This is a genomic window from Pyxidicoccus sp. M6, assembly GCF_055568925.1.
This window is the reverse complement of sequence record NZ_CM145714.1, coordinates 2296917-2322203: the sequence shown is the minus strand read 5'-3', so window position 1 is coordinate 2322203 and position 25287 is coordinate 2296917. Positions and strand designations below refer to the sequence as shown.

The window sequence follows — 25287 nt, the reverse complement described above, 5'->3', positions numbered from 1 at the left end:
GTTTTTCGTGCAAGGCTGCGATTCCTCACAGTCCATTGCTCTGTATCTCAATCACACACATTGACTTGCGTGCATCAGGTTTCCTAGCTTGCGCGGCAAAGCCAGGAATCTTCGACAGAGATGAAGACGTCCGAAACCCCTGCGGACGCACATGACACCCATGGCCCAGTCAACCCTCGAGGAGCGCGCCCGTCGCATCCGCCGGACCATCGTCCGGCTCGCGGCGACGTCTACCGGCTGCCACCTCGGCGGCTCGCTGTCGATGGTGGATGTCCTCGTCGCGCTGCTCGGCCGTGTCATGCACGTGGACCCGAGCGCGCCGCGTGCCGAGGTGAGGGACCACGTCATCCTCTCCAAGGGCCATGCGGCCGCCGGCCTCTACGCCGCGCTGGCGGAGTTCGGCTTCATCGATGTTGAAGAATTGGTGCGCGGATACAACGCGGAAGGCAGCCACTTCACCGGACACGTGAGTGCAAAGGTGCCGGGTGTGGACTTCCCCACGGGCAGCCTCGGACATGGGCTGGGGCTGGGTGTCGGGCTCGCGCTGGGCCACCGGATGCGGCAGCGCCCCAACCGCGTCTACGTCATCTGCGGCGACGGAGAGATGGGCGAGGGCTCGAACTGGGAAGCGCTCCAGGTGGCCTCGCACCACCGGCTCTCGAACCTCACCGTCATCGTCGACCGCAACGGCGGACAGAACGACGGCGCCACGGAGTCCATCCTCTCGCAGAAGGCGCTCGGCGAGCGGCTGCGCGCCTTCGGCCTGCAGACGGCCGAGGTGAACGGGCACGACGTGGATGCGCTCTGCGCGGCGCTGGAGGCGCCTTCCGACGGGCCTCGCGCGGTGGTGGCCAACACGCAGAAGGGCGCGGGCGTGCCCATGCTCAAGGGCAAGGGGCCGCACTACGCCGTCTTCAGCGCGGATCATCTCAAGCGCGCGCTGGCCTCCCTCGGTGAGGTGACGCCGTGACGCCCGCCAGGCAGGGCGGCGCGGACCTGGCCGTGGCACCGGAGACGTGGCTGAAGGAGAACCCCACCCTCTCCAACCGGCAGGTGTTCCGCCACGCGCTCGCGCGCTTCGCGGACGACGACACGAGCGTCGTCCTGTTGGAGGCGGACCTCGCGGGCGGAGGAGACCCGTTCGAGGCGCGCCACCCGGACCGCTTCATCAACCTGGGCATCTGCGAGGCGACGATGCTCGACGCGGCCGCGGGCATGGCCGCCGCCGGGCAGAAGGTCTTCGCGCACACCTTCGCGGCCTTCGGGGCCATGCGCGCGTGCGAGCAGGTGCGGCTCGGCCTCGCCTACGGCCGCGCCAACGTGAAGCTCGTCTGCGACTACGGCGGGCTGTCCGGCGCGTTCTTCGGGCCCACGCACCACGCGATTGAAGACCTGGCCATCCTCCGCTCCATGCCGGGGATGACGGTGGTGTCGCCCGCGGACGCGCTGGAGACGGTGCAGGCCATCCGCGCGCTCGTGGACTTCGAGGGCCCGGTGTACCTGCGGCTCGGCCGCAACCGTGTGAGCAGGCTGGACGTGGCGCAGCGCCCCGGATTCCAGATCGGCCGCGCCATGTGCCTGCGCGAGGGCGACGACGTGGGCCTCATCGCACACGGCGAGGTGGGGGTGGCGGTGGCGCTGGAGGCCGCGGGGATTCTGGAGGCACAGGGAGTCTTCGCGCGCGTGCTCAACATGCACACGCTCAAGCCGCTGGACGAGGCGGCGCTGCGCGAGACGGCGGAGCGCACGCGGCTGCTCGTCACGGTGGAGGAGCACTCCGTCATCGGCGGCCTCGGCGGCGCGGTGTGCGAGAGCGTCTGCGAGCTGGGGCTGGGCGCGCGAGTGCTGCGCGTGGGCATCCAGGACCGGTACGACGCCACGGCCGGCTCGCATGAGGAATTGCTGAAGCGCCACGGCATTGAAGGAGCCACGGTGGCCGAACAGATTCTGCACGCACTGCCGCGCCCGCTCCGGGCGGCGCTGAAACCTGCCCTCAGGAGGGGATGAGAATGCAGCCGCAGAAGCTCGACAGCGTCGGAGTCAACGAGTGCCCCACGTGTGCCGCCCCCATCACCGGGGACCGGTACCAGGTGGGTGAGGTCGTCACGTGCGGAGGCTGTTCGGCCGAGCTCGAGGTGGTGAGCCTGGCCCCGCTGCGCTTCGCCGAGGCCCCGGAAGTAGAAGAAGACTGGGGCGAGTGAGCCCGGGATGAAGGTCAACCTCGTCTACACGCGCCTGCGGACCGAGGAGCGGATGATCGCCGACGCGCTGCGCGGGCGCGGCGTCACCGTGGAGACGCACTCGGACGCGGGCCTGGTGCTGTCATTGGACAGGGAGCGCTGGGGCGACGGTGCCCCCGTGCTCATGCGCAGCATGTCCTTCACGCGCGCCCGCTACCTCGCCTCCATCCTGGAGGTGAAGGGCTCGCGCGTGCTGAACAGCGCGCACGCCATCGCCACGTGCGGGGACAAGGCGCTCACCACGCTGGCGCTCGCGGCGAAGGACGTGCCCATGCCCTGGGCCTTCCTCGGCTTCGAGGAGCAGGCGTGTGTGAACGAGGTGGACCGGCGCGGCTACCCCTCGGTGACGAAGCCGGTGCTCGGCTCGTGGGGCCGCATGGTGGCGCGCATGGACAGCAGGAGCGCGGCCGAAGGCCTCATGTCCATGCGCTTCGAGATGGGCGGCGCGCAGGACCACGTCGCGCTGGTGCAGCAGTACATCGACAAGCCCGGCTACGACTTGCGCGTCTATGTCATGGGCAAGGCGGTGGGCGGCATCCGCCGGCGCTCGGAGCACTGGATTACCAACACCGCGCGCGGCGCCATGCCGGAGCGGTACGAGGTGCCGCCGTCGCACGCGAAGCTCGCCGAGCGCGCGGCCCAGGCCGTGGGCGGCGACATCCTGGCGGTGGACCTGCTGGAGACACGCGACGGCCAGGTTCTGGTGAATGAAATCAACCACTGCGTGGAGTTCGCGCGCAGCATCGAAGTCACCCACATTCCGCTGCCGGAGTTGATGGCGGACTACGTGCTGGGGGTGCTGCGATGACGCGCGTGGCGGTGCTGGGGGCCAGTGGCTACACGGGCGGCGAGGTGCTGCGGCTCCTGCTCGCGCACCCGGGCGTGGAGGTGGTGCAGGCCACGTCGGACCAGTTCGCGGGCAAGCGGCTGGACTACCCCCACCCGCACCTGCGCGGCCTCGGCGCGCTGCGCTTCACGCCGCACGAGCAACTGGGTCCCTGCGACGTGCTGCTGAGCTGCATGCCCCAGGGCGGGCTGCTCCAGCGCTGGCCCCGCATCAGTGAGCTCGCGGGCCGTGTCGTGGACCTCAGCGCGGACTTCCGGCTGGAGGACGCCGAGCACGCGCGCTGGTACCGCAAGAATCCCCGCCCCGCCGGTACGCCGGAGTTCGTCTACGGCCTGCCGGAGTGGACGGCGGCGGACCTTCCGAATGCGCGTCTCGTCGCGGTGCCCGGCTGCATGGCGCACGCGGCGCTGCTGGCCCTGCTGCCGCTGGTGCGCGCGGGGCTGGTGAAGCCAGACGTCATCGTGGACGCGAAGACGGGCTCCTCGGGCGGTGGCGCCACGCCGGACCGCGCGTCGCACCACCCGGAGCGCGCCAACGCGCTGCGCTGCTACAAGCCGGTGGGCCACCGGCACACGGGCGAAATCGAGAGCATCACCGCGCGCCTCACCGGCCAGCGCCCCACCGTGCACTTCAGCGCGACGGCGGTGCCCAGCGTGCGCGGCGTGCTGGCCACCGTGCACGCCTTCGCCGCGCGTCCCATCGACGAGTCCGAGCCGCTGCGCGCCCTGGCCTCCACCTACCGCGAGAAGCCCTTCGTCCACGTGGTGCGGCCCAACGCGAGCGCGTCTCCCTTCCCGGAGCCGGGCCCGCTGCTGGGCACCAACCACTGCGACCTGTCAGTGGACGTGGACGCGGAGCGCGGCCGCATCGTCGTGAATGCCGCGCTGGACAACCTGGTGAAGGGCGCGGCCGGCACCGCGGTGCATGTCCTCAATTTGATGCTGGGCAGACCCGAGACGGAAGGCCTCGGCTTCCGGGGCCTCCACCCCCTCTGACGCGAGAGCGCGAAAGCGAAAGGCACACCATGAGCACGCTGTCACCGGAGCCTACCCCTCTGTCTCCCGGAGCCATCTTCGCCGCCGCCGTGAAGAAGGAGGGCACCAAGGCGCGCGCCACCTTCAACACCACCATCACCGAGGACTTCCCGGGCTTCAAGCGCCGGCCCCGCGTGGCCGTGCGCGCGCTCTTCAAGGTGAAGACGTCCGACAAGCAGCAGGCCCGCTACTGGTACGAGACGCGCCCCGCCACCGCGCCCGGCGCGCACGTGCAGGACGTGACGCTGCGCCCGGAGGCCGCGTTCGAGTTCCACTTCGACCAGCAGCCGCTGCGGCCCACCACCGGCTGGATTCAGGTGCCGCCCAACCTGCTGGACGACCCGGAGGCGCTCGCGCAGTTCATCGACTTCCGCCTGCTGGTGCGCCTGTGCACGGCGGAGAACCAGGCGCTCACCATCGGCAAGGGCGGAGACCGCGTGCGCGGCGTCCTGGAGACGCCGGGCGTCACCCGCCTGCCCGCGCGCAAGGACCCGGTGTCCTCGCTGCTCGCCGCGTGCGCGGAGGTCGAGAACATGGGCGGCTCGGCGGACGGCATCCTCATCAACTCGGTGGACTACTACCAGTACCTGCTCGGGCAGAACGGCCTGTTGTCCGAGCTGACGGCCATGGGCATCCGCATCTGCCGCACGCGCATGGTGACTCAGGGCACCGTCGTCGTCGGTGACTTCACCGCGGGCGCCACCATCTACGACAGCGGCCGTTCTGAAATCCGCTTCGCGGAGCCGCCCCCGGGCATCTTCCCGCGCGAAGGCCTGGCCGTCTGCGGCGAAATCTACGAGGCGCTCGCCATCCACCTGCCCACGCACTTCTTCGTCGCCTCGCTGCGCCCATGAGCCCGCTCACCGTCCTCTACGTCACCGGATGGTGCCGCAGCGGCAGCACCATCATCGGCAACGTCCTCAACGAGGTGGTCGGCGCCTTCCACACCGGGGAGCTGAGCTTCCTGTGGAAGAACGCGTACGGGAATGGCTCCAACACGCTGTGCGGCTGTGGCGCGCAGCTCGTGGACTGCGCGCTCTGGTCCAAGGTGCTCCAGCAGGGCGTGGCGCCGGGTGAGACGCCTCAGGCCCACGCAGCCCGCGTGGTGAAGCGGCAGCAGACCACGGTGCGCACGCGGCATACGCTGCGCGTGCTGCGGCACGACACGCCCACGCCCGCCCTGCGCGAGCACGCGGAGCTGCTGGCGAAGACGTACCGCACGATTGCCGACGCCACCGGCTCGAGCATCATCGTGGACAGCGGCAAGTTCCCCTCCGAGGCGGCGCTGCTGCCGCACGTGGAGGGCATCCGCCCGTACTACCTGCACCTGGTGAGGGACCCTCGCGCCGTCGCGCACTCGTGGACGAAGACGAAGCAGTACGTCGTCCCCATGTCCGCGGCGCGCAGCACCGCGTACTGGCTCGGGTTCAACGTGGGCTCCGAGCTCGTCACGTGGCGCTACCCGGAGCGCTCGCTGTTCCTGCGCTACGAGGACTTCATCGCCGAGCCGGCCGATACCATCGACAGCCTGCTGTCGCTCATCGGCGTGGACCGCTCGAAGAACCCGGTGCATGGGCGCACCGTCAACCTGGGGAAGAACCACACCGTCACCGGCAACCCGGACCGCTTCCTCAGCGGGCCCACGCTGCTGCGAGCCGGCGACGACACGTGGCGCAAGGAGCTGTCCTCGCGCGCGAAGGCCATGGCCACCGCGCTCGCGTGGCCGCTCATGGGGCGCTACCGCTACGGCCGAGCGTCGCCCCCTTCCCTGCACGTCGTTCGGCCCGAGCCATCCGTCACTGCCGCGGACTCCAGGAGGGACACCTTTGGAACTGGGACTGGCCAATAAAGTCGCGCTCATCGCCGGTGGCTCCAGCGGACTGGGGCTCGCCGTGGCGGAGGAGCTGGTGAAGGAAGGAGCCCACGTCGCGATTGGTGCGCGCGACGCGGAGAAGCTCGCCCGCGCGGAGAAGCTCCTCAAGACGCTGTCTCGCGGCGGGAAGGTGCTCGCCACCTCCGTGGACCTGCGAGACGCCGGCGCCGCGAAGGCGTGGGTGGAGGACGTCGCCAGCAAGCTGGGCGGCATCCACGTCACGGTGACGAACAGCGCCGGGCCGCCGCCCGGGCCGGCGACGCAGTTCGGCCTCCAGGCGTACCAGGACGCGATGAACGTCGTCACCCTGCCCGCCATCAACCTCGCGCTGGCCGCGCTGCCGTACATGAAGGCGGCGCGGTGGGGACGCCTGCTGCTCATCACCTCGGAGACGGTGGTGCGCCCGGTGGCACGCTTCGCCCTCTCGGGCTTCTCGCGCATGGGCCTGGTCGGCTTCGCCTCCGCGCTGGTGCAGGAGCTGGGCGACTGCGGCATCACCGTCAACGTGCTGGCTCCGGGCTACACGCGCACGCCTCCGGTGGAGCGCACCGCGGGGGCGAACGGGGCGGACGTAGAGGCCAGCCTGCGCGCCATGGCCGCGCACATCCCCATGAAGCGGGTGGGACGGGCGGATGAGTTCGCCGCCGCGGCCGCCTTCCTCGCCAGCGAGCGCGCGTCGTTCATCACGGGCACGGTACAGCTCGTGGATGGCGGCGCGAGTGTGATCGGATGAGCGCCACCGTCATGCAGAAGGGCGGTGGACGCCCGCCGGTGGTGGTGAAGATTGGCGGGGCCGCCGGTGTGGACCTCGACAACGTCTGCGCGGACGTGGCCGAGCTGGTCCGGCGCGGCGAGTGCATCGTCGTGGTGAATGGCGGCTCGGACGCCGGGGACGGGCTGCTGAAGGCCCTGTCCATGGAACGCACCGAGGTGAAGACGGCCAGCGGCAACGTGGTGCGTCTCACGAACGCGGCCACCCTGCGCGTGCTGACCATGGCGTGGGTGGGTGACGTGAACAAACGCGCCGTGACGGCGCTGCTGGCGAAGGGCGTGTCCGGCCTGGGGCTGTGCGGCGCGGACGGACGCGTGCTGCTGGCGCGGCGGCGGCCTCCACTGAAAATCCAGGACGGCGAGCGCGTGCGCATCGACCGCGAGCACCTGTCCGGAGAAATCACCGAGGTGAACACGCGGCTGCTGGGCCTGCTGATGGAGCAGGGCCACGTGCCCGTCGTCTGCCCTCCGGCGGTGACGGAGGATGGCACGCTGGTGAATGTGGACGCGGACCAGGCGGCCGCGGCGATTGCCACGGCACTCGGGGCCAGGGCGCTGGTGATGCTCTCCAACGTGCCGGGGCTGCTGGAGGACCCGAAGAATCCCGCGTCGCTGGTGCGCTGGTGTGACGACCTGCCGCGCGCGATGGAGCTGGCGGGGGGACGCATGCGCTACAAGATGGAGGCGGCCCGGCGTGCGCTGACGGGCGGCGTGCCCGTCGTCCACGTGAGTGCGTCTCGCCATCCCCGGCCCGTGCTGTCCGCGCTGACGGCCGAGGCCGGTACGAAGCTCACCCTTCCCCAGTCGGTGACCGAGTCCGGCAAGAAGCTCACCCATCCCCAGGCGGTGGTCGATGCGGGCGCGTGAGCAGAGCCCCGAGCTGCTGCGGTGGATGGTGGAGCAGTACAGCCCCAGCCATCACGAGCAGGCCTTCTCCCGTGCGCTGGCGGGCCGCCTGGAGCAGCGCGGCTGGAAGGCGCACGTGGACGAGGTGGGCAACACGATTGCGAGCCTCGGTGACGGGGACACCTGCATCGCGCTGCTGGGCCACATCGACACCGTGCCCGGCGAGGTGCCGGTGCGGCTGGAGGGCTCGCGCCTCTTCGGCCGCGGCGCCGTGGACGCGAAGGGCGCGCTGGCCGCGTTCATCGAGGCCGTCGAACTGCTGGATGCGCAGGAGCGCGCGGGCAAGCGCTTCCTCCTGCTGGGCTGCGTGGAGGAGGAGGTTGCGATTACGCGCGGCGCGCTCCACCTGCGTGAGCATCACCGTCCGGACTTCGTCGTCAACGGCGAGCCGAGCGGCGCCCATGCCGTCACGGTGGGCTACAAGGGGCTGATGCGGCTGGAGCTGGAGCACCGCGCGAGCCGGCGGCATACGGCGAGCCGCGACTACCGCGCCCCTGCTGAGCACGTCGTCGAGGCCTGGAATGCGCTCCGCCGCCGCTGCGACGGGTGGAACGAGGGGCGCACCCTCTTCGAGCAGGACCTGCCGTCTCTGACGGCGTTCCACACCGGCTCGGAAGAGGCGGAGGAGTGGGCCACCGCCAGCGTGAGCATCCGCACCGGACCGTCGAGTGACGGAGACGCGCTGCTCGCGAGTCTGTCGGGCGTGCCGAACGTGAATGTGCGGACGGTGTCTCGCAAGGGAGCGGTCAGCGCGGGACAGAACGACGCGCTCACCCGCGCCTTCAAGCAGGCCCTGCGCGAGCGCGGCGTGCGCCCCACCCTTCGGCTGAAGACGGGGACGTCCGACTGGAACACGGTGGCGTCGGCGTGGAACGTGCCCATCGTCGCCTACGGGCCCGGGGACTCCGCGCTGGACCACACGCCGAACGAGCACATCGATTTGCAGGAGTACGAGGAGGGCATCGCCGTGCTCTCTCGCGTGCTCGCGCTCTTGCCCACGAAGGAAGGCTCGCAGGGCTGAAGCGCGACGTCCCGGAGGAAGGCCTCACGTCTCCGGAACGCTCACTTCGCGAGGGCGCTGCGCGCGCAGGCCCACCGCCGCGACGAGGAACAGCACCGCGGCGCCCGCGGTGATGGGCCGCATGCCCACCCGGTCCACGAGCGCGCCCTGCAGCCACACGCCCAGCGAGTACCCCACGTTGAGAAGCACCGCGGAGAGGCCGCTCACCCGCGCCGCCAATTCGCGCGGGGCGCGCTCCTGGCAGCGTGTGCCCAGCCCGGTGAGGGCCACCATGTAGACAGCGCCGAACACCAGCATGGCGCCCATGGCCACGGGCAGCGTGGGCGAGAGCCAGAAGAGCGCCGCCACCGGGCCCAGCACCAGCAGGCTCGTGTCGAGGAGCCGCTGCCGTCCCCACCGCTCCACCAGCGAGCCCACCAGCACCGAGGCCAGGAGCGCGCCCACGCCCTGCATGGAGAGGAGCCCCGATGCCGCCGTGGCGCCCTGGCCGAACACCTTCAGCGCGAACACCGGGACGAGGGCGATGAACGGCGAAATCAACATCGCCATGACGAACGTGTTCATCATGGCGAGCCAGATGGCCGAATCCCGCCGCGACACGCGCGCGCCCTCGGCGATGTCCGCCAACAGCCCGCGCGAGGGCGGCGCGGAGGCCGGGCGGGTCTGCGGGCGCACCGTCATCATCGCCGCGACGACCGCGAGAAAGGACACCGCGTTGAGCAGGAACACCCAGCCCACGCCGCCCACCGCGAGCAGCGACGCGGCCAGCATCGGCCCGACGATGCGCCCGAGATTGAACTGCGTGGACATGAGGCTCATCGCGCTGTGCATGTCCTCCCGCGGCACCAGCCCGGTGGTCAGCGCGGCATAGGCCGGCATGCCCAGCACGTGCATGCAGCCATTGAGGAAGGAGATGACGGCCACCGCATGCACGGTGAGGTGGCCGGTGAAGGCCAGTGCCGTCAGCGTGGCGGCCAGCACCAGCTGCACCAGGTTGCACACCGCGATGAAGACGCGGCGGTCGAACCGGTCCGCGAGCGCGCCGCCCAGCGGCGAGAGGATGACGGAGGGCAGGTACGTCAGCGCGGCGATGCCGCCCGTCCACTCGGCCTTGCCCGTCACCGTCGTCACGTAGACGCCGAGCGCCAGCACCTCCATCCACGCGCCGATGTTGGAGACGAGCGCTCCACTCCACAGGGCGACGAAGTCACGATGCCCGAAGGCGCGGAACGAAGGGAGACTCGACAGGCGGGCAGGCACGCGAAACGCGTTCTATCAGCCAAGACCGCCAGACAGGAATACCATGCCGGTCTGGGACAAGCCGCGCTGACCCTCAGCCCCCCGCCAGCTCCGACTTGGGCTGGCGCGTCATCAGGTCCACCACCGCGCTCTTCGCGCTCTTGCCCTCGTAGGCAATCAGATACACCTGATGGCAGATGGGCAGCTCCACGCCCGTCTTCAGCTCCAAGTCCCGCGCGCTCTTCGCCGTCTTCACACCCTCGGCGACTTCCTTCATCTCCGCGAGGATGTCCGGCAGCTTGCGGCCCTTGCCCAGCTCCATGCCCACGTGCCGGTTGCGGCTCAGCTCGCCCGTGCACGTCAGCACCAGGTCACCCATGCCGGACAGGCCTGAGAGCGTCAGCGGGTTGGCGCCCTTGCGCACCGCCAGGCGCGTAATCTCCGCCAGGCCGCGGGTGATGATGGCCGCGCGCGCGTTGTGGCCCATGCCCAGCCCGTCCGCCATGCCCGCCGCAATCGCGATGACGTTCTTCAGCGCGCCGCCGTACTGCACGCCCACCACGTCCGTCGACGTGTAGCTGCGGAACGTCTCCGTCTGCAGTGCCTTCTGGCAGCGCACCGCCACCTTGTCCCAGTGGGACGCAATCGTCACCACCGTGGGCATCCGCTTCGCCAACTCCTTCGCGAAGCTCGGCCCGGAGAGCACCGCGATATACGGATGGAACTCCTCCGGCAGGCAGTCCTCCAGGAGCTCCGTCATCGTCAGCAGCGTCTCGTTCTCGATGCCCTTCGCCACCGTGACGATGGGCACGTGGCGCGGCAGGTACGGCTTCGCCTTCGCCACCACCTCGCGCGTGGCGTGGCTGGGCGTGGCCAGCACCACCATTTCCGCGCCGGCCAGTGCCTCCTCGAGGCTGTTGGTGGCGCGCACCCGCTCGGAGAGGGGGATGCCCTTCAGGTACGTGATGTTCTCGTGCTTCGTGTTGATGGCCTCCACCACGGAGGGCTCCCGGCCCCACAAGCGCACTTCCTCGCAGTTCACCGCGAGCACGTTCGCCAGGGCCGTACCGAAGGAGCCGGAGCCGATGACACAGCCACGCATGCAGGACCTCGCTGGAGGGGGAGGCGGCCTTCGCGCGCCTCTAGAGTCCGGTGACGATTCCGACGGAGAACATGGGCATGAAGTCCGCGTCCTCGGGGCGGGTGCGGATGTCCCCGCCCAACGTCAGAGAGTAGGACGTTTTCTCGCTCAGGGGGATTTCCGCGCCGAAGCGGATGGGGAACGCCGAGCCCGACACCACGGCGGGCGGCAGGCCGCCCAGCGGCGTGCGCTGAATCGGCTCGGTATCCAGGGAGAGGTGGTAGCGCACGTCCAGGAACAACCGCGACGCGCGCCGGCCGTTCAGCCGCAGGCTGCCGACGAACCCGGGCTGCACGTTCCAGTTCCGCCGGCCGCTCAGGTAGCGCGCGCCCTTCAGCTCCACGCTCGCCGACCGGAGGAAGAAGGCATGGCTGCCCTCCGCCACCAGCCCCACGCTCCAGCGCGCGCCGCCGTCCAGCAGCATCCAACGCCCGCCCAGGCGCAGCTCGTTCATCATCCCGTAGAGGCTGTCCACACCCGCCATGGCGTCCAGGCGGGGCAGCACGCCATACGCCACGCGCGCCGACAGCGTGGGGAAGCCCAGCGAGAAGCTCGCGCCCAGCCCGCCCTGCCCCATCGTGCGCGCGCCCAGCATGCTCACGAGGTTGTTGATGGGCTTCGGCGGCTCCTGCGGCGGGGGCGCGGGCCGGCGCGCAGGCCGAGATGGCGCGATGACGATGTCGTCCTCCACCGGCACCAGCGGCGGCACGTCAGGCAGCTTCGGCAGCTCCGCCGCGTCCCTCCCGGATGGCACCGCCGTGGCGCCAGGGAAGTCCTGCCACGACGCATCGTCCGGAGCGCTGTTGCGCCGGGGGGCCTCCACCTCGCCGGGCGGTGATGCCCAGGCCTCGTCCGGCACACTGTTGCGTCGGGTGGTTTCCACCGAGCCGGAGGACCGGCTCCCGGGCTCGCTCTGGGTGCCATTGCGCCGAGGCGGCTTCTCCCCGCCCGGCGTCGCCCAGGACTCGTCCGCGGGCGGATTGCGCGCGGGCGATGCCTCGGAGGACTGCGCCAGGGCGGGCAGGCCCGGCAGGAGCAACAGCAGGGACAGGAGGCGGGTGGAAGCCATGGAAGCGGGCGGCAGCTTAGTCCACCGGGCAGGTTGAAACGAGGGAAGCCCGACTGCTCCCCCGCCCGGCGGGAGAGCCGTTCGGAAGCAGGCACCCGCCGGGAAACGTGGCCGCGCAAGGCCTGCTCCGGTCTACAGTCCGCGCCGCGCACGGCGTGCGCCAGGGAGAGATGACGGGATGAGGGCTGGAGGGCGCGCGGCACTGGTGCTGGCACTGACGTTGGGCGCGTGTCGCGCCCGCACTCCGGACGCCACCGCGACCCCGGATGCCGGCGCGGGTGCCCGGGCGCTGGCCTCGGACCTGCCGCTGCCGGGCTGCGACGTGCTGCTGCCCTCGGACCTGCGCGACGTGATGCTCCCCGGCTTCACCCTGAAGGAGGAGCGCACGTGCCCGTCCTGCGGCCCGCTGTGCACCTTCCGCTCCACGACGGAGGCGGACACGTCCGTGTCGGTGGCCTGGGACTGCAACCCCCGTCACACGCAGGCGGACGTGAAGGCGCTGATGGCGCCCACCCTGCGCGCCGGCGGTGAGGAGGTGCCCGCCCTGGGCCGCGCCGCCGTCCGCCGCGCGCCCGCGCAGGGCATGTTGCAGGTGATGACATGGGACGACGACACGCCCTGCGCCGTCGTCGTCACGTGGCTGGGCGCCGACGCGGACCGGGCCCTCGACGTGGCGCGCTCCGCCCTCGTCGCGACGACGCCGGCCGTGCTCGCCCCGCCTCCGGCCGCCCCCGACGCCGGAGAGCCCTGAAACGAAACCAGGGGCCGCCACCGCATCCACACGCGGAAGGCAGCCCCCGTCTCCTGGCCCCGAGCGGGCCCTACGCGCTCACAGCGTCTCCAGGTACTCCACCAGGTCGTCGATTTCCGCGTCGCCGAGCTGCGACGTGGTGCCGTGCCGGTTGGAGGTGCGCCCCTGCAGCAGGCGTTCCTTCAGCGTCGGCGCGCTGCCGTCGTGCAGGTACGGCGCCGTGCGCGCCAGGCCCAGCAGGGACGGCGTGTTGAGGCCCACCTTGCGCACCTGCACGTCATCCTGGATGGGGCCGGTGGTGATGAAGGTGCCCACGTCGGCCTGCTTGTTGTTGGTGAGCGCCTCGCCCTCGTGGCAGGTGTCGCAGGCGGCCTTCTTGAAGACCTGCTCGCCGCGGCGCTGCGCCTCGGTGAGCGCCTCGCGCTTGTGCGGGTTGTCCGGCACGGGGATGACGTCGATGAAGGACGAAAGCTGCGACACCATGACGCTGTCCAGCGCCGAGCCGCCCATGCGCCGGCGCACCGTGGCGTCGAGGAAGTCGCGCAGCGTGGGGAACTCGCCGCTCCAGTGGAACGGGCCCGTCTTCGTCACCTTGCGGCCCGCGAGGCTGGGCGTCTGGCGAGGGCCGTCCGGGAAGCCCCACACGTGGCCGTCCTCGCGGCCGTCGAGGTGGCAGGACGCGCAGGACGCGCTCACCGTGGGGCTCGTCATGCGCGTGTCCAGCGCGGAGTAGAAGAGCTTGCGGCCGGCGACGGCGTTGGGCTCCAGCACGTCCCCCAGCAACACCAGCGGCGCGCCCTCCGCGCGCACGTTGGCCACGCCCGAGGAGCCGTCGCTCACCAGCGTCGTCACCGTGTGGTCGAACGCGTTGTGCACGTACGCCTTGCGCCCGTCGCGCGTCATGGCGATGCCGCTGGGCCCCGAGCCCACGCGCACCAACTGGCGCACGCTGCTGCCGGTGAAGTTGACGATGTCCGGTCCGGTGCGGCGGTCCATGGGGATGATGGCCACGTTGTCCGTCTCGCGATTCACGACGAAGACCCACAGCCCGGACGGGTCCACCACCGCGGCCACCGGGCCTTGAATCGCGTGCGTGGGCTCCGGGCTGACGATGGTGGACGGCGGGAAGTCCGGCGACTCATCGGGAGGCGGGCGGCACTGGTCCAGGTCGTCCACCACCGGCGTGCCGTCGTCCGTGTCGAACGTGACGATGCCCGGGGCCACCACGCCCGCCGTGTTGCACGGGCCACCGCCGCCGTACAGCGAGCCGCCGCTCGTGGGCGTGCCCGTCGTCGGCGTGCCGATGGGGTCCTCGCGGGCCCACAGCACCGGAGCCAGGGCGCGCTCGGTGTCGGGCGTCAGCACCACGTCCGACATGCCGCGCGGCCGGAAGCGGGCGCTCGGTATGAGGATGTCCGGGCCGGCGCCGCTGGAGGACTCGTTGCTGACGTTGGCGCGCGAGTACAGGTCCGTGCGCTCGCGCTGCACGCGGGGGCGGCCGGAGTCCGACAGGTCCACCGTCACCAAATCACTGTGGCGGAACAGGCTCACCAGCGCGCGCTTGCCATTGTCCACCAGGGCGATGCCGCGCGGCTCCTCGCCCACCGGCAGTTCCCAGCGCACCGTCAGCGAGCGCGTGTCCACCGCCATCAGCGTGCCGTGCCCGGTGGAGTCCAGCGCGGTGCTGTTCACCACGTACAGCGTGTCCCCGCCCGGGGCTACGGCCAGGCCCATGGGCTCCACGCCCACGGGGATGCGCGCGGACTCGTTCCAGTCACCCCGGCGGATGACGGACACGCTGCGCTCGGCGCGGTTGGACACGTACACGGTGTCGTCCGGGCCCACCACCACGCGCTCGGGGCCGCGGCCCACCTTCACGTCGCCCACCTTCGCGTTGCTCGCGGTGTCCACCACGGACATGACGCCGTTGTCGGCATCCACCACGTACAGGAAGGCGTCATCGCGGCTGAGCGCCATGGAGCCTGACGCGTTGTTCCACGTCGGCTCGGCCTGGCGGTCTCCGCAGGCCGTCAGTCCCAGCATCGAAGCCAGCACCGCGGCAAGAACGTGCCGTCTCATTTGGGAATGTCCTCCTCGACAAGCGCCTGAAGCCCCACCCACCACCGGCCCGTGACGACGCCGGAGCTGTCAGCGCCTCGTGGGTGGAACTGGCGGCCGGCCCTGGTCGCTCGCCTCCCCCACAGGCCTATCATGCTTGCACCAGAATCCCCCGGAAGTCGATGCCTTCCGCACCCCGGGTGTGGGTGGTGGACAATCGCGTGGCGCGCAGCGGCATGAAACGTCGCGAGCGTGTGACTTCAGGTGGGAGTAAAGGAGGGGGGTCGTGTCGCGCTCCCCCCCCGTCATCCTCAACTTCCGGCGCACCTTCGCCCTGCTCATCGTCCTGGTGGTGGTGCCGTCCGCGGGCCTGTCCGGCTTCGGCGTGGTGGCCATCATCAACGAGCGCGCCGCCGTGGAGAAACGGCTGGAGTCCGCGTGGCGCGGCACGCTGGAGACACTGTCCGCCGAGCTGCCCCACTCCCTGGCGTCCGCCCGCCTGGAGGAGGAGGCGGGACTCCTGCGCATGGTGATGCCGGACGGGCGCGTGGTGTCCGAGCCGGACGGAACCTTCCAGGTGGTCGACGGCCGCGTGCACACCAGCGACCCGCAGCTCCAGGAGGCCCTCAACGCAGTGCTCCCGGAGACGGGCGCGGTGCCCGCCGAGCCCACCATCTTCTCGCTGTCCGCGGGCGGACGCGCGCTGATGGTGGCCGCCCAGCGCCAGGGCGGCGAGGTGCGCGGCGTGCGCCTGTCGGTGCGGGCGCTGGAGGCGCTGCTGGCGGAGAAGGTGGACCCGCGCGCGGTGTCCGGCGAGCCGGTGCTCTTCACGCTGCAGTCCGTCCCACGCGAGCCTCCGAGCGAGGGCGGCCTCATGGGCCGGCTGGTGTCGGAAGTGGCGCATGCGCGCGCCAGCGCACTGGGCCCCGTGGGCCTCGCCGAGCGCGTGCTGTCACCGCCCCTTCAAGACTTCCGACTGGTGGTGCTGCCCACCGGCGAGGACCCGGTGGCGCGCGCCTCGCTACGCAACCGCGTGCTGTACGGCGTGCTGCTGGGCCTCTTCTACCTGACGCTCACCTTCGGCGTCGTCTACACGGGCCGCGCGCTGTACCGCGAGGCGCAGCTGTCCCGGATGAAGACGGACTTCGTGTCGCTGGTGAGCCATGAGCTGCGCACGCCGCTCACCTCCATCCGCATGTTCATCGAGACGCTGGCGCTGGGCCGGCTGAAGGACCCGGCGCAGATGCAGGAGGTGCTCACCCTGCTGATGCGCGAGACGGAGCGCCTGTCCATCTTCATCGAGCGCGTGCTGGACTGGGCGCGAATCGAAGGCGGGCGCAAGGTGTATCAGCGCGCGCCACTGCCGGTGACGGACGTGGTGGAGGCGGCGGTGGCGGCCTTCCGCGCGCAACGGCTGGAAGGCGGCGTGGACCTGAAGGTGGACGTACAGGACGGGCTGCCCCGGCTGGACGTGGACAAGGACGCGGTGGCCGGGGCCCTGCTCAACCTCCTGCAGAATGCCTACAAGTACAGCGGCCCGGAAGACAGGCGCATCGTCCTCTCGGTGCGCGGTGGAGCCCGGCACGTGGACCTTTCGGTGGAGGACAACGGCGTGGGGATTGCCCCCAAGGAGCGCAAGCGCATCTTCGAGCGCTTCTACCGTGTGGACAACCTGCTGACGCGGCGGACGGAGGGCAGCGGACTGGGGCTGGCCATCGCCCGGCGTATCGTCGAGGCTCACGGCGGGCGCATCGGCGTGCAGAGCGAGCCCGGCAAGGGCAGTCGGTTCACCATCCACCTGCCGGTGGGGAAGGCATGACGGAGAAGACGCGGCGCATCCTGGTGGTCGAGGACGACCTGTCCATCCTCACCGGCCTGTCCATGAACCTGCGCTTCGAGGGCTACGAGGTGCTCCAGGCGCAGGACGGCCGCACGGGCCTGGCGCGCGCGCTGGACGACGCGCCGGACCTGATGGTGCTCGACATCATGCTGCCGGAGCTGAGCGGCTACGAGCTCCTCAAGGAGCTGCGCCAGCGCGGCCGCGACACGCCCGTGGTGGTGCTGTCCGCCAAGGGCATGGAGACGGACAAGATTCTGGGCCTCAACCTGGGCGCGGACGACTACGTGGTGAAGCCGTTCGGCCTCCAGGAGCTGCTGGCGCGCATCAAGGCCGTGCTGCGGCGGCGCTACCCCACGTCGGGCGCGGCGCCTCCGCCGGTGACGTTCGGCGACGTGACGGTGGACATGGCCGCGCGCACCGTGGCGCGCAATGGCACGCCGGTGGAGCTGACGGCGCAGGAGTTCAAGCTGCTGGCCCACTTCCTCGGCCACCCGGGGCGGACCTTCACGCGGGACGAGCTGCTCTCCGGCGCGTGGGGCTACCACTACGAGGGCAGCGCGCGCACCGTGGACAACTTCATGCGCCAGCTCCGGCTGAAGTTCGAGCCGGACCCGGAGGCGCCCCGCCACTTCCTCACCGTACGCGGGCTGGGCTACCGCTTCGAGCGCTGAGCACGCGTCGGTGTATTCGGGCCCGCTTCAGGGTCCGGCGATGCCGATGTGGCGCGAGTCCTCCAAATCGAAGGGCTTGCCGTCGAAGCGGCCATAGCGCTCGCGCGGGACGAGGCCGGCGGCGGTGAGGGCCGTGTCGAGCTCCTCGGGGGAGAAGTGGCGCAGCTTGAGGCGGCGGATGGGGCTCGGGCCGTCGGGCCGCTTGCGCTCGCGCAGGTGCAGGGCGAACAGCGGGCGGCGCGGCTCCAGGCCGGCGTTGGGCTCCTCGTCGTCGCGGGGGAGCACCGGCTCGCGGGGCGTGTTGAGCACGTCGTAGACGAAGGTGCCTCCAGGGGCGAGGTGGTAGCGCACCGTGGCCAGGAAGGCCTCAAGGTCGTCGTTGCCCGGCATCAACCCCAGCGCGTGCTGCGGGGCGAGCACCAGCGGGAAGCGGTCCGGCAGGCGCAGGGCGCGCAGGTCGGCCACCTGGAAGCGGGCGCGGTTGGAGACCTCGGCGGACTCCGTGGCGCGGCGCTCCTCGGCGGAGCGAATCATGACCTCGGACGGGTCCACGCCCACGGTGGTGAAGCCGTGCTCGGCCAGGGCCCACACCACGCGGCCATTGGCGGCGCCCAGCACGAGCACGGGCCCGCCGTGCTCGCTCGCCTGCCGCGTGTAGAAGAGGAGGTCCGGCTCCTGCCCCACCAGTGAAAGCGGCGTCCGGCCCCGCGCGTCGTTCCCACCCATTGGCCCTGGGCCTAGCACGTTTCCAGGGTTGTTCGGGACAGCCACGTGCACACGGTGGGAACAGTGTTTCCCACCGCCTGTCCGGGAACGGACGGTGGCCCCACGCCTTCGGACAGGCCGCGCTGGCATCCTGCTTGCGATGGAGCCCGGGTGGACACGGCTGCCCGTCTCCAAGGCAGGAGACGGGGCCGGTTTTCGCAGGGGTGGTGGCGGATATGACGCGCGGATGGCGTTGGGCGGGCGCGCTCTTCATGGCGGGCGCGATGTGGACGGTGGGCTGCGGCTCGGGGAACGAGACCACGGACTCAGGGGAGCCCGTGGTGGAAGACCCTCCCGAGGCCGTCCGGCCGCCAGCGGAGGACTCCGGGACTCCCGACGCGGGGGGCGAAACTCCGGACGCCGGGAACCCGCGCCCGGACTCGGGCACGCCCGATGATGGAGGCAGCAACCCGATTCCCGACGCGGGCACGCCTGACTCCGGCACACCCGACTCGGGCACGCCGGACTCCGGTACGCCCGACTCGGGCACACCGGACGCGGGCGAGGTGGTCGTCAACATCCCCTCCTCCGCGGGCTGGGAGTTCTACGGCCGGCAGCAGGGTGGCCCGCGCTTCGTCTACGGCGTGAGCGCCGACGAGGGCGGCAACGTCTGGGTGGCCGGCGGTGAGGACGGGCTCTTCCTGTTGAAGAAGGGCGAGAAGACCTACCAGCGCTTCACCCTGGAGGACGGCCTGCACCCGTATGGCCTCATGCGCGACGGCGTGGGCGGCCCGCCTCCGGGTGACAAGTACCTCAAGGTCATCTCCGTGGCCGGCGGCCCCGCGGGCACCGTCTTCGTGGGCTACGAGGGCAAGCCCCCGCAGAAGGGCATGCCCACCTGCGAGGACGAGTGGGACCGGGCCCATGCCGACGGCCGCGAGCCCATTGCCGCCATCTACAAGAGCGGTGACGCGGACAAGGTGATGCTCCAGGCGGACGGCACGCTCAAGGTCGTGCACTACGACATCCACACCGGACCGAACAAGGTCGGCAATGAGATGCGGGGACGCGAGAAGGTCTGCACCATCTATCGCATCGCGTATGACGCGAAGACGCACAGCGTCTGGTTCGGCGGCAACCACGGCTTCGCCCGGGGTGACGCGGACTTCGACGGCAAGGTGCCGCTTGCCTGCTTCGACCCTCGTCCGTACACGGACAAGGACTTCTGGTGGGACTTCTCGTGCAACGGGCTCCTCGAGCACGTGCACCCGGCCATCCCCGGTGCGGCCCCTCCCGGGGAGTCCGCCCCGCTGCTGACGGACCGCTACTTCGGCATCGCGGTGGCCGCGAATGGTGACGTCTTCTTCGGCGGGCAGCTTCGCTCCACGCGCTTCCGCTACGGCACCAACGAAGAGAACTACTGGAAGGCCCAGTCGGAGACGGAGGACCCGCCGTATGCCTGGAACCGCTTCGACATCTGGGAGGACAAGGACCGCGACGAGGCGTGGCCCTACCCCACCGAGGCGGACCGGGTGGATGACCATGTCTCCGGCATGGCCGTGGTGCCGGGAAGCGGCGACGTGTGGGTGAGCTCCTTCTTCTACGGCCTGGCCCGCCTGAGCCCCAATGGCACGGTGCAGACGAAGGTGATGCAGGACCTCGTCAACTACACGCCAGCGGGCAACGGAAAGTCGGCGATGGCGCCCACGTCGTCGGTGGCGGTGGACCCGCTGGATGGCAGCGTCTGGGCCGGCGCGCACTGGTGGGGCGGCATCACCCGGTTCAAGACGGGCCAGGTGCTGAAGTACAGCAGCAGCGTCTTCGGCGGGGAGCTCACCAACGGCAGCAGCGTCTGGGACATCCAGTTCGACCGCGGCGGCGCGAAGCGCCGGGTGCTGGTGGCCTTCCAGGGCTACACGAAGAAGGACGGCACCGTGGTTCCGGGTGCCATTGGCATCTACTCGGGTGACTGACCCCACCCGGGTAGCCTGAAGGCACGGCGGCCGTCCCTCTCACCGGGGACGGCCGCCGTCTTTTTCGCGCGGGCGCGCTACTTCGCCAGCGTCTTGTACTTGTCGAACAGCGCCTGTTGGCGGCTCGCCAGTGGCACCTGCTTCCCGCCGAGCCACATGCCCACCGGGCGCGAGGACGACTCCAGCGGGTCTCCGTTCCACAGCACGAGGTCCGCGGTGGCACCGGTGGCGATGCGCCCACCGTCGAGGCCGAACGCCTCCGCCACGTCCTGCGTCACCGCGCGCAGCGCGTCCGTGTGCGGCAGGCCCCACGCCACCGCGTTGCCCGCCTCCTGCGCCAGCGTGCGCACCATGTACGGCTCGCCCAGCACGGAGATGAGCACCTTCACCCCCGCCGCGCGCAGCAGCGCCGCCGAGTCCGCACGGCTGCTCAGCCGGTCGAAGTCCGCCGGCAGGTTCTGCGTGGGCCGGAGAATCACGGGCACCTTCGCCGCCGCCAGCTCCCCCGCCACCATCCACGCCTCGCTGCCGCCCGCGATGATGGGCTTCAGCCCGTACTCCTTCGCCAGCGCCAGCGCCGCGCGGATGTCCGAGACGCGGTCCGCCTTCACCACCACCGGCAGCTTCCCCGCGAGCACCGGCTGCAGCGCCTCCAAATCCAACCGGCTCGCCGCCACGTCGCGCATGCGACGCTGCTCGAAGTCCGCCCTGCGCCTGCCGTACTCGCGCGCGTCGAACAACAACTCCCGCACCCGCTCCAGCACCAGCGCCCGCGAGCCAGACACCGCGTCCCTGCCCGACCGGCCCAGGTTGAGGTGCATGGCCAGCGACGCCTGGCGCACGGTGCCGTCCGTCGCGACGAAGGCGCTCTGCCCCGACACCAGCCCGCCCTTCGGCGCCGACACCGCGCCGGTGACACCGCCCAGCCGCGCCACCGGGAAGACGGCTGACGCCGCGTTGACGCTGTCCGCGGCCAGCAGCGCCGCGCGCACGTCCTGCTTCGCCGCGTCCCCGCGCAGCGCCTCGTCCTGTGTCGACTCCTCCGCGCCCACCTCCACCAGCCCCAATTCCGTCAGCGGATCGATGAGCCCTGGCGTGAGCAGCCGACCCTTCCCCTGCACCACCGCGCAGCCCGCGGGCACGGGGGCCGCGCCGGCCTGCACGCCGCGCACCTTGCCGTCCGCCACCACCACCGTGGCGCCCTTCAGCCACGTGGTGCCGGTGAAGGCCGTCACGTCCTGGAACGCGGTGCACGCCTCCTTCGCCAGCGGCAGGGGCCGCGCGCACTCGCCCGCGTCGCAGCGCGTGGCCAGGCCCAGCTCCTCCAGCGACGGCGCGGGCGCGGCACCGGCCACCAGCCTCGCGGCGTTGGCCACGCTGTCCCCCACCTCGAAGTCGCTCGGGTCCACCGCGCCGGTGGCGGCGTCATAGGTGACGACGCCGTCCGCCCACACGCGCTGCGCCCGTGCGTAGACGCTCAGCGGGTGCCCCTTCCACAGCACCACGTCCGCCATCTTCCCCGGCTCCAGCGAGCCGGTGACGCCGTCCACGCCCATCACCCACGCGGGATTGAGCGTCACCCAGCGCAGCGCCTCTTCTTCCGTGACGGGGATGCCGGACTCGCGCGCCCGCCACATCGCCTTGCCCGCCTCCTGGTTCAGTCGCTGGATGCCGTACTCCGAGTCGGAGTGGATGACGGCCTTCCCGCCCGCCTGTGACACCAGCGCGGCGTTCTCGGGGATGCCATCCCACGCCTCCAGCTTGAAGCCCCACCAGTCCGCCCACGTGGCCACGGCCACGCTCTTCTCCGCGAGCCTGTCACGCAGCTTGTAGGCCTCCAGCGCGTGATGGAAGGCGCGAATCGAGTAGCCCGCTTCCTCCGCCACCTGGAGCATCACCGCCATCTCGTCCGCGCGATAGCAGTGGTTCTGCACCAGGATGTTGCCGCGCAGCACTTCCGCCAGCGTCTCGAGCTTCAAATCGCGGAGCGGCTCGGGGCCCGCCTCGTCCGGCTTCTCCTTCTGCTTCTTGCGCCAGTCGTCCCACTTGTTCATGTACTCGCGCGCCTGCGCGAAGGCCTGCCGGTAGCCGGCCACGTTGCCCATGCGCGTGGAAGGCGCCGTCTTCTTCGCCTCGCCGTACACACGCCGGGGGTTCTCCCCACAAGCCATCTTCAGGACGTCTTTCGCGCCGGGGAAGCGCATCTCCGCCGCCGAGCGCCCGAAGTGCAGCTTCGCCGGGTAGCCCCGCCCGCCAATCAGGTTGGCGCTGCCCGGCAGCACCAGCAGCGAGGTGATGCCGCCCGCCGCCGCGCGCCGCAGCCCCGGGTCCTGCGGCCAGAAGGCGTGCTCCGCGGACACCTCGGCTGTCACCGGCGCGGTGGCCTCGTTGCCATCGTCGTTTGAGAAACTGGACGGAGTGGCATACACGCCGAGGTGGCTGTGCGCGTCGATGATGCCGGGCGTCACGTACATGCCGGTGCCGTCCACCTCCTCGGCCCCCGGGGGCGAGACGACGTCCGCATTACGACCCACCGCGGCAAGCTTCCCGTCCACGAAGGACACCGCGCCGTCCTCGATGGCCGGCCCGCTGGCGGGCATCACGGTCGCGTGACGGACCACCACCGCACGGGGTTGTTTCCAGACGCGGGCGGGCGTGGGCGGCGGGGTGGGATTTTCCGAGGGGGGAGGCGCTTCGGGGACGGTGGCGCAGGCGGTGACCAGCGCCAGCAGCAGGAAGGGGGTGCGCATGGGGCGCCCGTCGTAGCAGGTACCCCCCGGGCCAGCCACGCCTGGCTGCTTGCCGGTCGGGCACTGCCCCCCAGTACAAAGTCACCACCCGACGAGAAGCCGTCTACAATCCCCGCCAGTCATGCCCGCCCTTCCCCCAGCCCCCATCCCCACCCACACCGTCGTCGGCGCTCGGGCGCAGGGTGAGCGGCTGTCCGCTCAGCACTTCCATCTCGTTCTCCTCGACACCGAGCGCGCTGGCACCGTCTTCCCTCTCGCCAATGAGGCGTTGAGCGTGGGGAAGGCGCCGGACAACGACGTCGTCATCGACCACCCGACGGTGAGCCGCAATCACCTGGTGGTGCGTCGACAGGGCGACCGCTTCCTCGTGCAGGACCTCGGCTCCACCAACGGCACCTTCCTCGACGGCGCCCAGGTGCGCGAGGCGTACCTGCGCCCCGGTGCGCTGCTCGAAGTGGGCGACGTGCGCCTGCGCTTCAGCCCGCAGGTGGCCCCCGTGCAGGTGGAGCCCACCGCCGAGGACCGACTCGGCGACCTCGTGGGCCGCAGCCTGCCCATGCGGCAGATCTTCGCGCTGCTCCAGCGCATCGCCCCCACCGACTCCACCGTGCTGCTGGTGGGCGAGACGGGCTCCGGCAAGGGCGCCGCCGCCAAGGCCATCCACAAGTTGAGCCCCCGCTCCCCCGGGCCGCTCGTCGTCTTCGACTGCGCCAGCGTGTCCGATTCCCTCATCGAGAGCGAGCTGTTCGGCCACGAGAAGGGCGCCTTCACCGGCGCCGTGGGCCAGCGCATCGGCTGCCTGGAGCGCGCCAACGGCGGCACCCTCTTCCTGGACGAAATCGACGACCTCGCGCTGGACTTGCAGCCCAAGCTGCTGCGCGCGATTGAAGACCGCGAGTTCCGCCGGCTCGGCTCGTCGTCGCCCATCTCCTTCGACGCGCGCATCATCGTCGCGAGCAAGAAGGACCTGTGGGCGGAGACGCAGGCCGGCCGCTTCCGCGAGGACCTCTACTTCCGCCTCTCCGTCTTCACCTTCAGCCTGCCCCCGCTGAGAGACCGCAAGGAGGACATCCCCCTGCTGGTGGATGCCTTCGCCGGGGAAGGGCTGTGGGGACGGCTGCCGGAGAAGATTCGCGAGCAATTCACCGGACACACGTGGCCGGGCAACGTGCGCGAGCTGCGCAACGCGCTGGAGCGCGCGCGGCACATGGTGGACATCCCCGAGCTGGCCGGGGACACGCTGCTGCGCGAGTTCACCCGCGAGGCCCCCGCCGCCGCCGGTGACTTCCTCCCCGTGGAATTCACCGGCCCGTTCAAGGTCTGCAAGGACGAGCTGATTCGCGCCTTCGAGCGCGAGTACCTCACGCGACTGCTGGGCCGCTCGCGCGGCAACATCGCCCGCGCCGCCCGCGAGGCGGAGTTGGACCGCAAGCACCTCTACTCGCTGCTGCACAAGTACGGGCTGGTGCAGAGCGAGGGGGATTGAGAAGTCAGCGCGATGCGCAGGCCGGGTCCAACAGCTCCGGCCGGTACTCGAAGTGCATCGTGTCGTAGTGGTACCAGCGCCCGCCCCAGATGAAGCCTTCTGCCTCGAAGGCGTCCACCACGGACTGGGGCACGGTGTTGCGCCAGCGCGGCGGTGACTTCGGCTGCTGCCACTCCCAGTAGTGCGCGTGCGCGGCGTTCAGGTCGATGGACACGCCGAAGGAGTGCGCGCTCCGCCGGTTCGTGTTGGCGATGGTGCGCCAGTGGAAGGTGCCTCCGAGGTTTGTGAGGAAGGGCTTCACCGAGGCGTCCTCCGCGAGCAGTGCCTCCAGTCGCTTGCTGACGCGTTGGAAGGCGGGCGCCACCTTGCGGTGGACTCTCAAGCGCTGGCCGAGGATGACCACGGGCACCACATCTACTTTTGCCTCAGAAGCCCCATAGGTCGCGAGGAAGAGCGGGTCGAAGCGGATGCGACCCGGGTCCTCGTCCTCGCGAGTCACCGGGGTGAGGGGGCCCGTGCGGTACGGGATGGAGAGCGTGTCCTCCAGGTCGGGAGACTCGAGCTTCTGCGCGAAGGACTTCTCGCGGCCGTCGTCGAACGGGTACGTGCGGCCGTCGGGGAGACGGAAGCCCCAGCCGGACTCCAGACGCACCGGCACCACGGCGGGGTACCACTTCGCCATGCACACGAGCCGCGCGGGCGGCGCGTCCACCGAGGCGGAACCCGCGTCCGAGGCAGACCCCACATCCCGGGCCTCGGCCACGTACGACGTGAGCAACAGCAGCACGGCTGCAAAGCGCGCAGTCACACCACCCTCCCCCGGCGCGCAGGCAATTGGCAGACATCGGACGCAATACCGAAGAGGTCGTGACAGCTATTGCACACGTGGCATGGTGGCTTCGCACTTGCGGT

The 25287-nt window shown here is 70.9% G+C and carries 22 protein-coding genes; 15 read left to right on the top strand and 7 right to left on the bottom strand.

Annotation, left to right across the window (positions count from 1 at the left end):
- Window positions 1–160: 160 nt before the first annotated feature.
- Genes ACVTJA_RS09685 through ACVTJA_RS09640 form a run of 10 tightly spaced genes read left to right on the top strand, consistent with a single transcriptional unit; the run spans window position 161 to window position 8692 of the window.
- Window positions 161–970 (top strand): 1-deoxy-D-xylulose-5-phosphate synthase N-terminal domain-containing protein, encoded by an 810-nt coding sequence (locus tag ACVTJA_RS09685; RefSeq protein ID WP_465835808.1) that lies wholly within the window; start codon window positions 161–163, stop codon window positions 968–970.
- A complete protein-coding gene (locus ACVTJA_RS09680; protein ID WP_465835806.1) occupies window positions 967–2007 on the top strand; it encodes a transketolase family protein in 1041 nt (346 codons plus the stop codon). Before ACVTJA_RS09685 ends, ACVTJA_RS09680 begins: the two co-directional genes overlap by 4 nt.
- A 2-nt stretch (window positions 2008–2009) precedes the next feature.
- Complete coding sequence (lysW, locus tag ACVTJA_RS09675) at window positions 2010–2201, top strand: lysine biosynthesis protein LysW (protein ID WP_465835804.1); 192 nt, start codon at window positions 2010–2012, stop codon at window positions 2199–2201.
- Window positions 2202–2208: 7 nt separating this feature from the next.
- A complete protein-coding gene (locus ACVTJA_RS09670; RefSeq protein ID WP_465835802.1) occupies window positions 2209–3048 on the top strand; it encodes a RimK family alpha-L-glutamate ligase in 840 nt (279 codons plus the stop codon).
- Window positions 3045–4082 carry an N-acetyl-gamma-glutamyl-phosphate reductase gene (gene argC / locus ACVTJA_RS09665; RefSeq protein ID WP_465835800.1) on the top strand — a complete coding sequence of 346 codons (1038 nt, stop codon included), beginning with the start codon at window positions 3045–3047 and terminating at the stop codon, window positions 4080–4082. Before ACVTJA_RS09670 ends, argC begins: the two co-directional genes overlap by 4 nt.
- A 29-nt stretch (window positions 4083–4111) precedes the next feature.
- A complete protein-coding gene (locus ACVTJA_RS09660; protein WP_465835798.1) occupies window positions 4112–4975 on the top strand; it encodes a family 3 encapsulin nanocompartment shell protein in 864 nt (287 codons plus the stop codon).
- A complete protein-coding gene (locus ACVTJA_RS09655; protein WP_465835796.1) occupies window positions 4972–5970 on the top strand; it encodes a sulfotransferase in 999 nt (332 codons plus the stop codon). Before ACVTJA_RS09660 ends, ACVTJA_RS09655 begins: the two co-directional genes overlap by 4 nt.
- Window positions 5948–6727 carry an SDR family oxidoreductase gene (locus ACVTJA_RS09650; RefSeq protein ID WP_465835795.1) on the top strand — a complete coding sequence of 260 codons (780 nt, stop codon included), beginning with the start codon at window positions 5948–5950 and terminating at the stop codon, window positions 6725–6727. Before ACVTJA_RS09655 ends, ACVTJA_RS09650 begins: the two co-directional genes overlap by 23 nt.
- Entirely contained in the window at window positions 6724–7632 is a 909-nt protein-coding gene (locus ACVTJA_RS09645; protein WP_465835794.1) for a [LysW]-aminoadipate kinase, read from the top strand. The genes ACVTJA_RS09650 and ACVTJA_RS09645 overlap by 4 nt, the downstream gene beginning before the upstream one ends.
- A complete protein-coding gene (locus ACVTJA_RS09640) occupies window positions 7619–8692 on the top strand; it encodes a M20/M25/M40 family metallo-hydrolase (RefSeq protein WP_465835793.1) in 1074 nt (357 codons plus the stop codon). The genes ACVTJA_RS09645 and ACVTJA_RS09640 overlap by 14 nt, the downstream gene beginning before the upstream one ends.
- A 24-nt stretch (window positions 8693–8716) precedes the next feature.
- Here the strand turns inward: ACVTJA_RS09640 and ACVTJA_RS09635 are convergent, their stop codons facing one another.
- The 3 genes from ACVTJA_RS09635 to ACVTJA_RS09625 form a co-directional block, all read right to left on the bottom strand.
- On the bottom strand, window positions 8717–9952 hold the full coding sequence (locus tag ACVTJA_RS09635; RefSeq protein WP_465835791.1) for an MFS transporter: 1236 nt from the start codon (window positions 9950–9952) through the stop codon (window positions 8717–8719).
- Between the two features lie 73 nt (window positions 9953–10025).
- The gene (locus tag ACVTJA_RS09630; RefSeq protein ID WP_465835789.1) at window positions 10026–11033 is read right to left on the bottom strand and encodes an NAD(P)H-dependent glycerol-3-phosphate dehydrogenase; all 1008 of its coding nucleotides are present in this window, start codon (window positions 11031–11033) and stop codon (window positions 10026–10028) included.
- Between the two features lie 40 nt (window positions 11034–11073).
- Window positions 11074–12141 carry a hypothetical protein gene (locus tag ACVTJA_RS09625; RefSeq protein WP_465835788.1) on the bottom strand — a complete coding sequence of 356 codons (1068 nt, stop codon included), beginning with the start codon at window positions 12139–12141 and terminating at the stop codon, window positions 11074–11076.
- A gap of 178 nt (window positions 12142–12319) precedes the next feature.
- On the opposite strand from ACVTJA_RS09625, the gene ACVTJA_RS09620 reads away from it, so the two are divergent.
- Window positions 12320–12892: a hypothetical protein gene (locus ACVTJA_RS09620; RefSeq protein WP_465835786.1), complete on the top strand. Its 573-nt coding sequence runs from the start codon at window positions 12320–12322 to the stop codon at window positions 12890–12892.
- 78 nt (window positions 12893–12970) lie between these two features.
- Here ACVTJA_RS09620 and ACVTJA_RS09615 read toward each other — a convergent pair whose 3' ends face one another.
- Window positions 12971–14971 (bottom strand): c-type cytochrome, encoded by a 2001-nt coding sequence (locus ACVTJA_RS09615; RefSeq protein ID WP_465835784.1) that lies wholly within the window; start codon window positions 14969–14971, stop codon window positions 12971–12973.
- A gap of 265 nt (window positions 14972–15236) precedes the next feature.
- Between ACVTJA_RS09615 and ACVTJA_RS09610 the strand changes: the two genes are divergently transcribed.
- Window positions 15237–16769 carry a sensor histidine kinase gene (locus tag ACVTJA_RS09610; protein WP_465835783.1) on the top strand — a complete coding sequence of 511 codons (1533 nt, stop codon included), beginning with the start codon at window positions 15237–15239 and terminating at the stop codon, window positions 16767–16769.
- A complete protein-coding gene (locus ACVTJA_RS09605) occupies window positions 16766–17461 on the top strand; it encodes a response regulator transcription factor (protein ID WP_465835782.1) in 696 nt (231 codons plus the stop codon). Before ACVTJA_RS09610 ends, ACVTJA_RS09605 begins: the two co-directional genes overlap by 4 nt.
- Window positions 17462–17488: 27 nt before the next feature.
- Here the strand turns inward: ACVTJA_RS09605 and ACVTJA_RS09600 are convergent, their stop codons facing one another.
- Window positions 17489–18187 carry a class I SAM-dependent methyltransferase gene (locus tag ACVTJA_RS09600; protein WP_465835780.1) on the bottom strand — a complete coding sequence of 233 codons (699 nt, stop codon included), beginning with the start codon at window positions 18185–18187 and terminating at the stop codon, window positions 17489–17491.
- Between the two features lie 215 nt (window positions 18188–18402).
- Between ACVTJA_RS09600 and ACVTJA_RS09595 the strand changes: the two genes are divergently transcribed.
- Window positions 18403–20139: a hypothetical protein gene (locus tag ACVTJA_RS09595; protein WP_465835778.1), complete on the top strand. Its 1737-nt coding sequence runs from the start codon at window positions 18403–18405 to the stop codon at window positions 20137–20139.
- Window positions 20140–20216: 77 nt separating this feature from the next.
- Here ACVTJA_RS09595 and ACVTJA_RS09590 read toward each other — a convergent pair whose 3' ends face one another.
- Window positions 20217–22889: an amidohydrolase family protein gene (locus tag ACVTJA_RS09590; RefSeq protein WP_465835776.1), complete on the bottom strand. Its 2673-nt coding sequence runs from the start codon at window positions 22887–22889 to the stop codon at window positions 20217–20219.
- A 121-nt stretch (window positions 22890–23010) separates the two neighbouring features.
- On the opposite strand from ACVTJA_RS09590, the gene ACVTJA_RS09585 reads away from it, so the two are divergent.
- Window positions 23011–24375, top strand: coding sequence for a sigma 54-interacting transcriptional regulator (locus ACVTJA_RS09585; protein ID WP_465835775.1), 1365 nt, complete (start codon window positions 23011–23013; stop codon window positions 24373–24375).
- A 4-nt stretch (window positions 24376–24379) separates the two neighbouring features.
- Here the strand turns inward: ACVTJA_RS09585 and ACVTJA_RS09580 are convergent, their stop codons facing one another.
- Window positions 24380–25183 (bottom strand): M15 family metallopeptidase, encoded by an 804-nt coding sequence (locus tag ACVTJA_RS09580; protein ID WP_465835773.1) that lies wholly within the window; start codon window positions 25181–25183, stop codon window positions 24380–24382.
- Window positions 25184–25287: the final 104 nt, after the last annotated feature.

What these genes read in the sequence shown, in the direction of transcription:
- ACVTJA_RS09685 (WP_465835808.1), top strand. Translation starts at nt 161, where the DNA reads ATGGCCCAGTCAACCCTCGAGGAGCGCGCCCGTCGCATCCGCCGGACC.
- lysW (WP_465835804.1), top strand. Translation starts at nt 2,010, where the DNA reads ATGCAGCCGCAGAAGCTCGACAGCGTCGGAGTCAACGAGTGCCCCACG.
- ACVTJA_RS09670 (WP_465835802.1), top strand. Translation starts at nt 2,209, where the DNA reads ATGAAGGTCAACCTCGTCTACACGCGCCTGCGGACCGAGGAGCGGATG.
- argC (WP_465835800.1), top strand. Translation starts at nt 3,045, where the DNA reads ATGACGCGCGTGGCGGTGCTGGGGGCCAGTGGCTACACGGGCGGCGAG.
- ACVTJA_RS09660 (WP_465835798.1), top strand. Translation starts at nt 4,112, where the DNA reads ATGAGCACGCTGTCACCGGAGCCTACCCCTCTGTCTCCCGGAGCCATC.
- ACVTJA_RS09655 (WP_465835796.1), top strand. Translation starts at nt 4,972, where the DNA reads ATGAGCCCGCTCACCGTCCTCTACGTCACCGGATGGTGCCGCAGCGGC.
- ACVTJA_RS09645 (WP_465835794.1), top strand. Translation starts at nt 6,724, where the DNA reads ATGAGCGCCACCGTCATGCAGAAGGGCGGTGGACGCCCGCCGGTGGTG.
- ACVTJA_RS09640 (WP_465835793.1), top strand. Translation starts at nt 7,619, where the DNA reads ATGCGGGCGCGTGAGCAGAGCCCCGAGCTGCTGCGGTGGATGGTGGAG.
- ACVTJA_RS09630 (WP_465835789.1), bottom strand. Translation starts at nt 11,033, where the DNA reads ATGCGTGGCTGTGTCATCGGCTCCGGCTCCTTCGGTACGGCCCTGGCG.
- ACVTJA_RS09625 (WP_465835788.1), bottom strand. Translation starts at nt 12,141, where the DNA reads ATGGCTTCCACCCGCCTCCTGTCCCTGCTGTTGCTCCTGCCGGGCCTG.
- ACVTJA_RS09620 (WP_465835786.1), top strand. Translation starts at nt 12,320, where the DNA reads ATGAGGGCTGGAGGGCGCGCGGCACTGGTGCTGGCACTGACGTTGGGC.
- ACVTJA_RS09615 (WP_465835784.1), bottom strand. Translation starts at nt 14,971, where the DNA reads ATGAGACGGCACGTTCTTGCCGCGGTGCTGGCTTCGATGCTGGGACTG.
- ACVTJA_RS09605 (WP_465835782.1), top strand. Translation starts at nt 16,766, where the DNA reads ATGACGGAGAAGACGCGGCGCATCCTGGTGGTCGAGGACGACCTGTCC.
- ACVTJA_RS09600 (WP_465835780.1), bottom strand. Translation starts at nt 18,187, where the DNA reads ATGGGTGGGAACGACGCGCGGGGCCGGACGCCGCTTTCACTGGTGGGG.
- ACVTJA_RS09595 (WP_465835778.1), top strand. Translation starts at nt 18,403, where the DNA reads ATGACGCGCGGATGGCGTTGGGCGGGCGCGCTCTTCATGGCGGGCGCG.
- ACVTJA_RS09590 (WP_465835776.1), bottom strand. Translation starts at nt 22,889, where the DNA reads ATGCGCACCCCCTTCCTGCTGCTGGCGCTGGTCACCGCCTGCGCCACC.
- ACVTJA_RS09585 (WP_465835775.1), top strand. Translation starts at nt 23,011, where the DNA reads ATGCCCGCCCTTCCCCCAGCCCCCATCCCCACCCACACCGTCGTCGGC.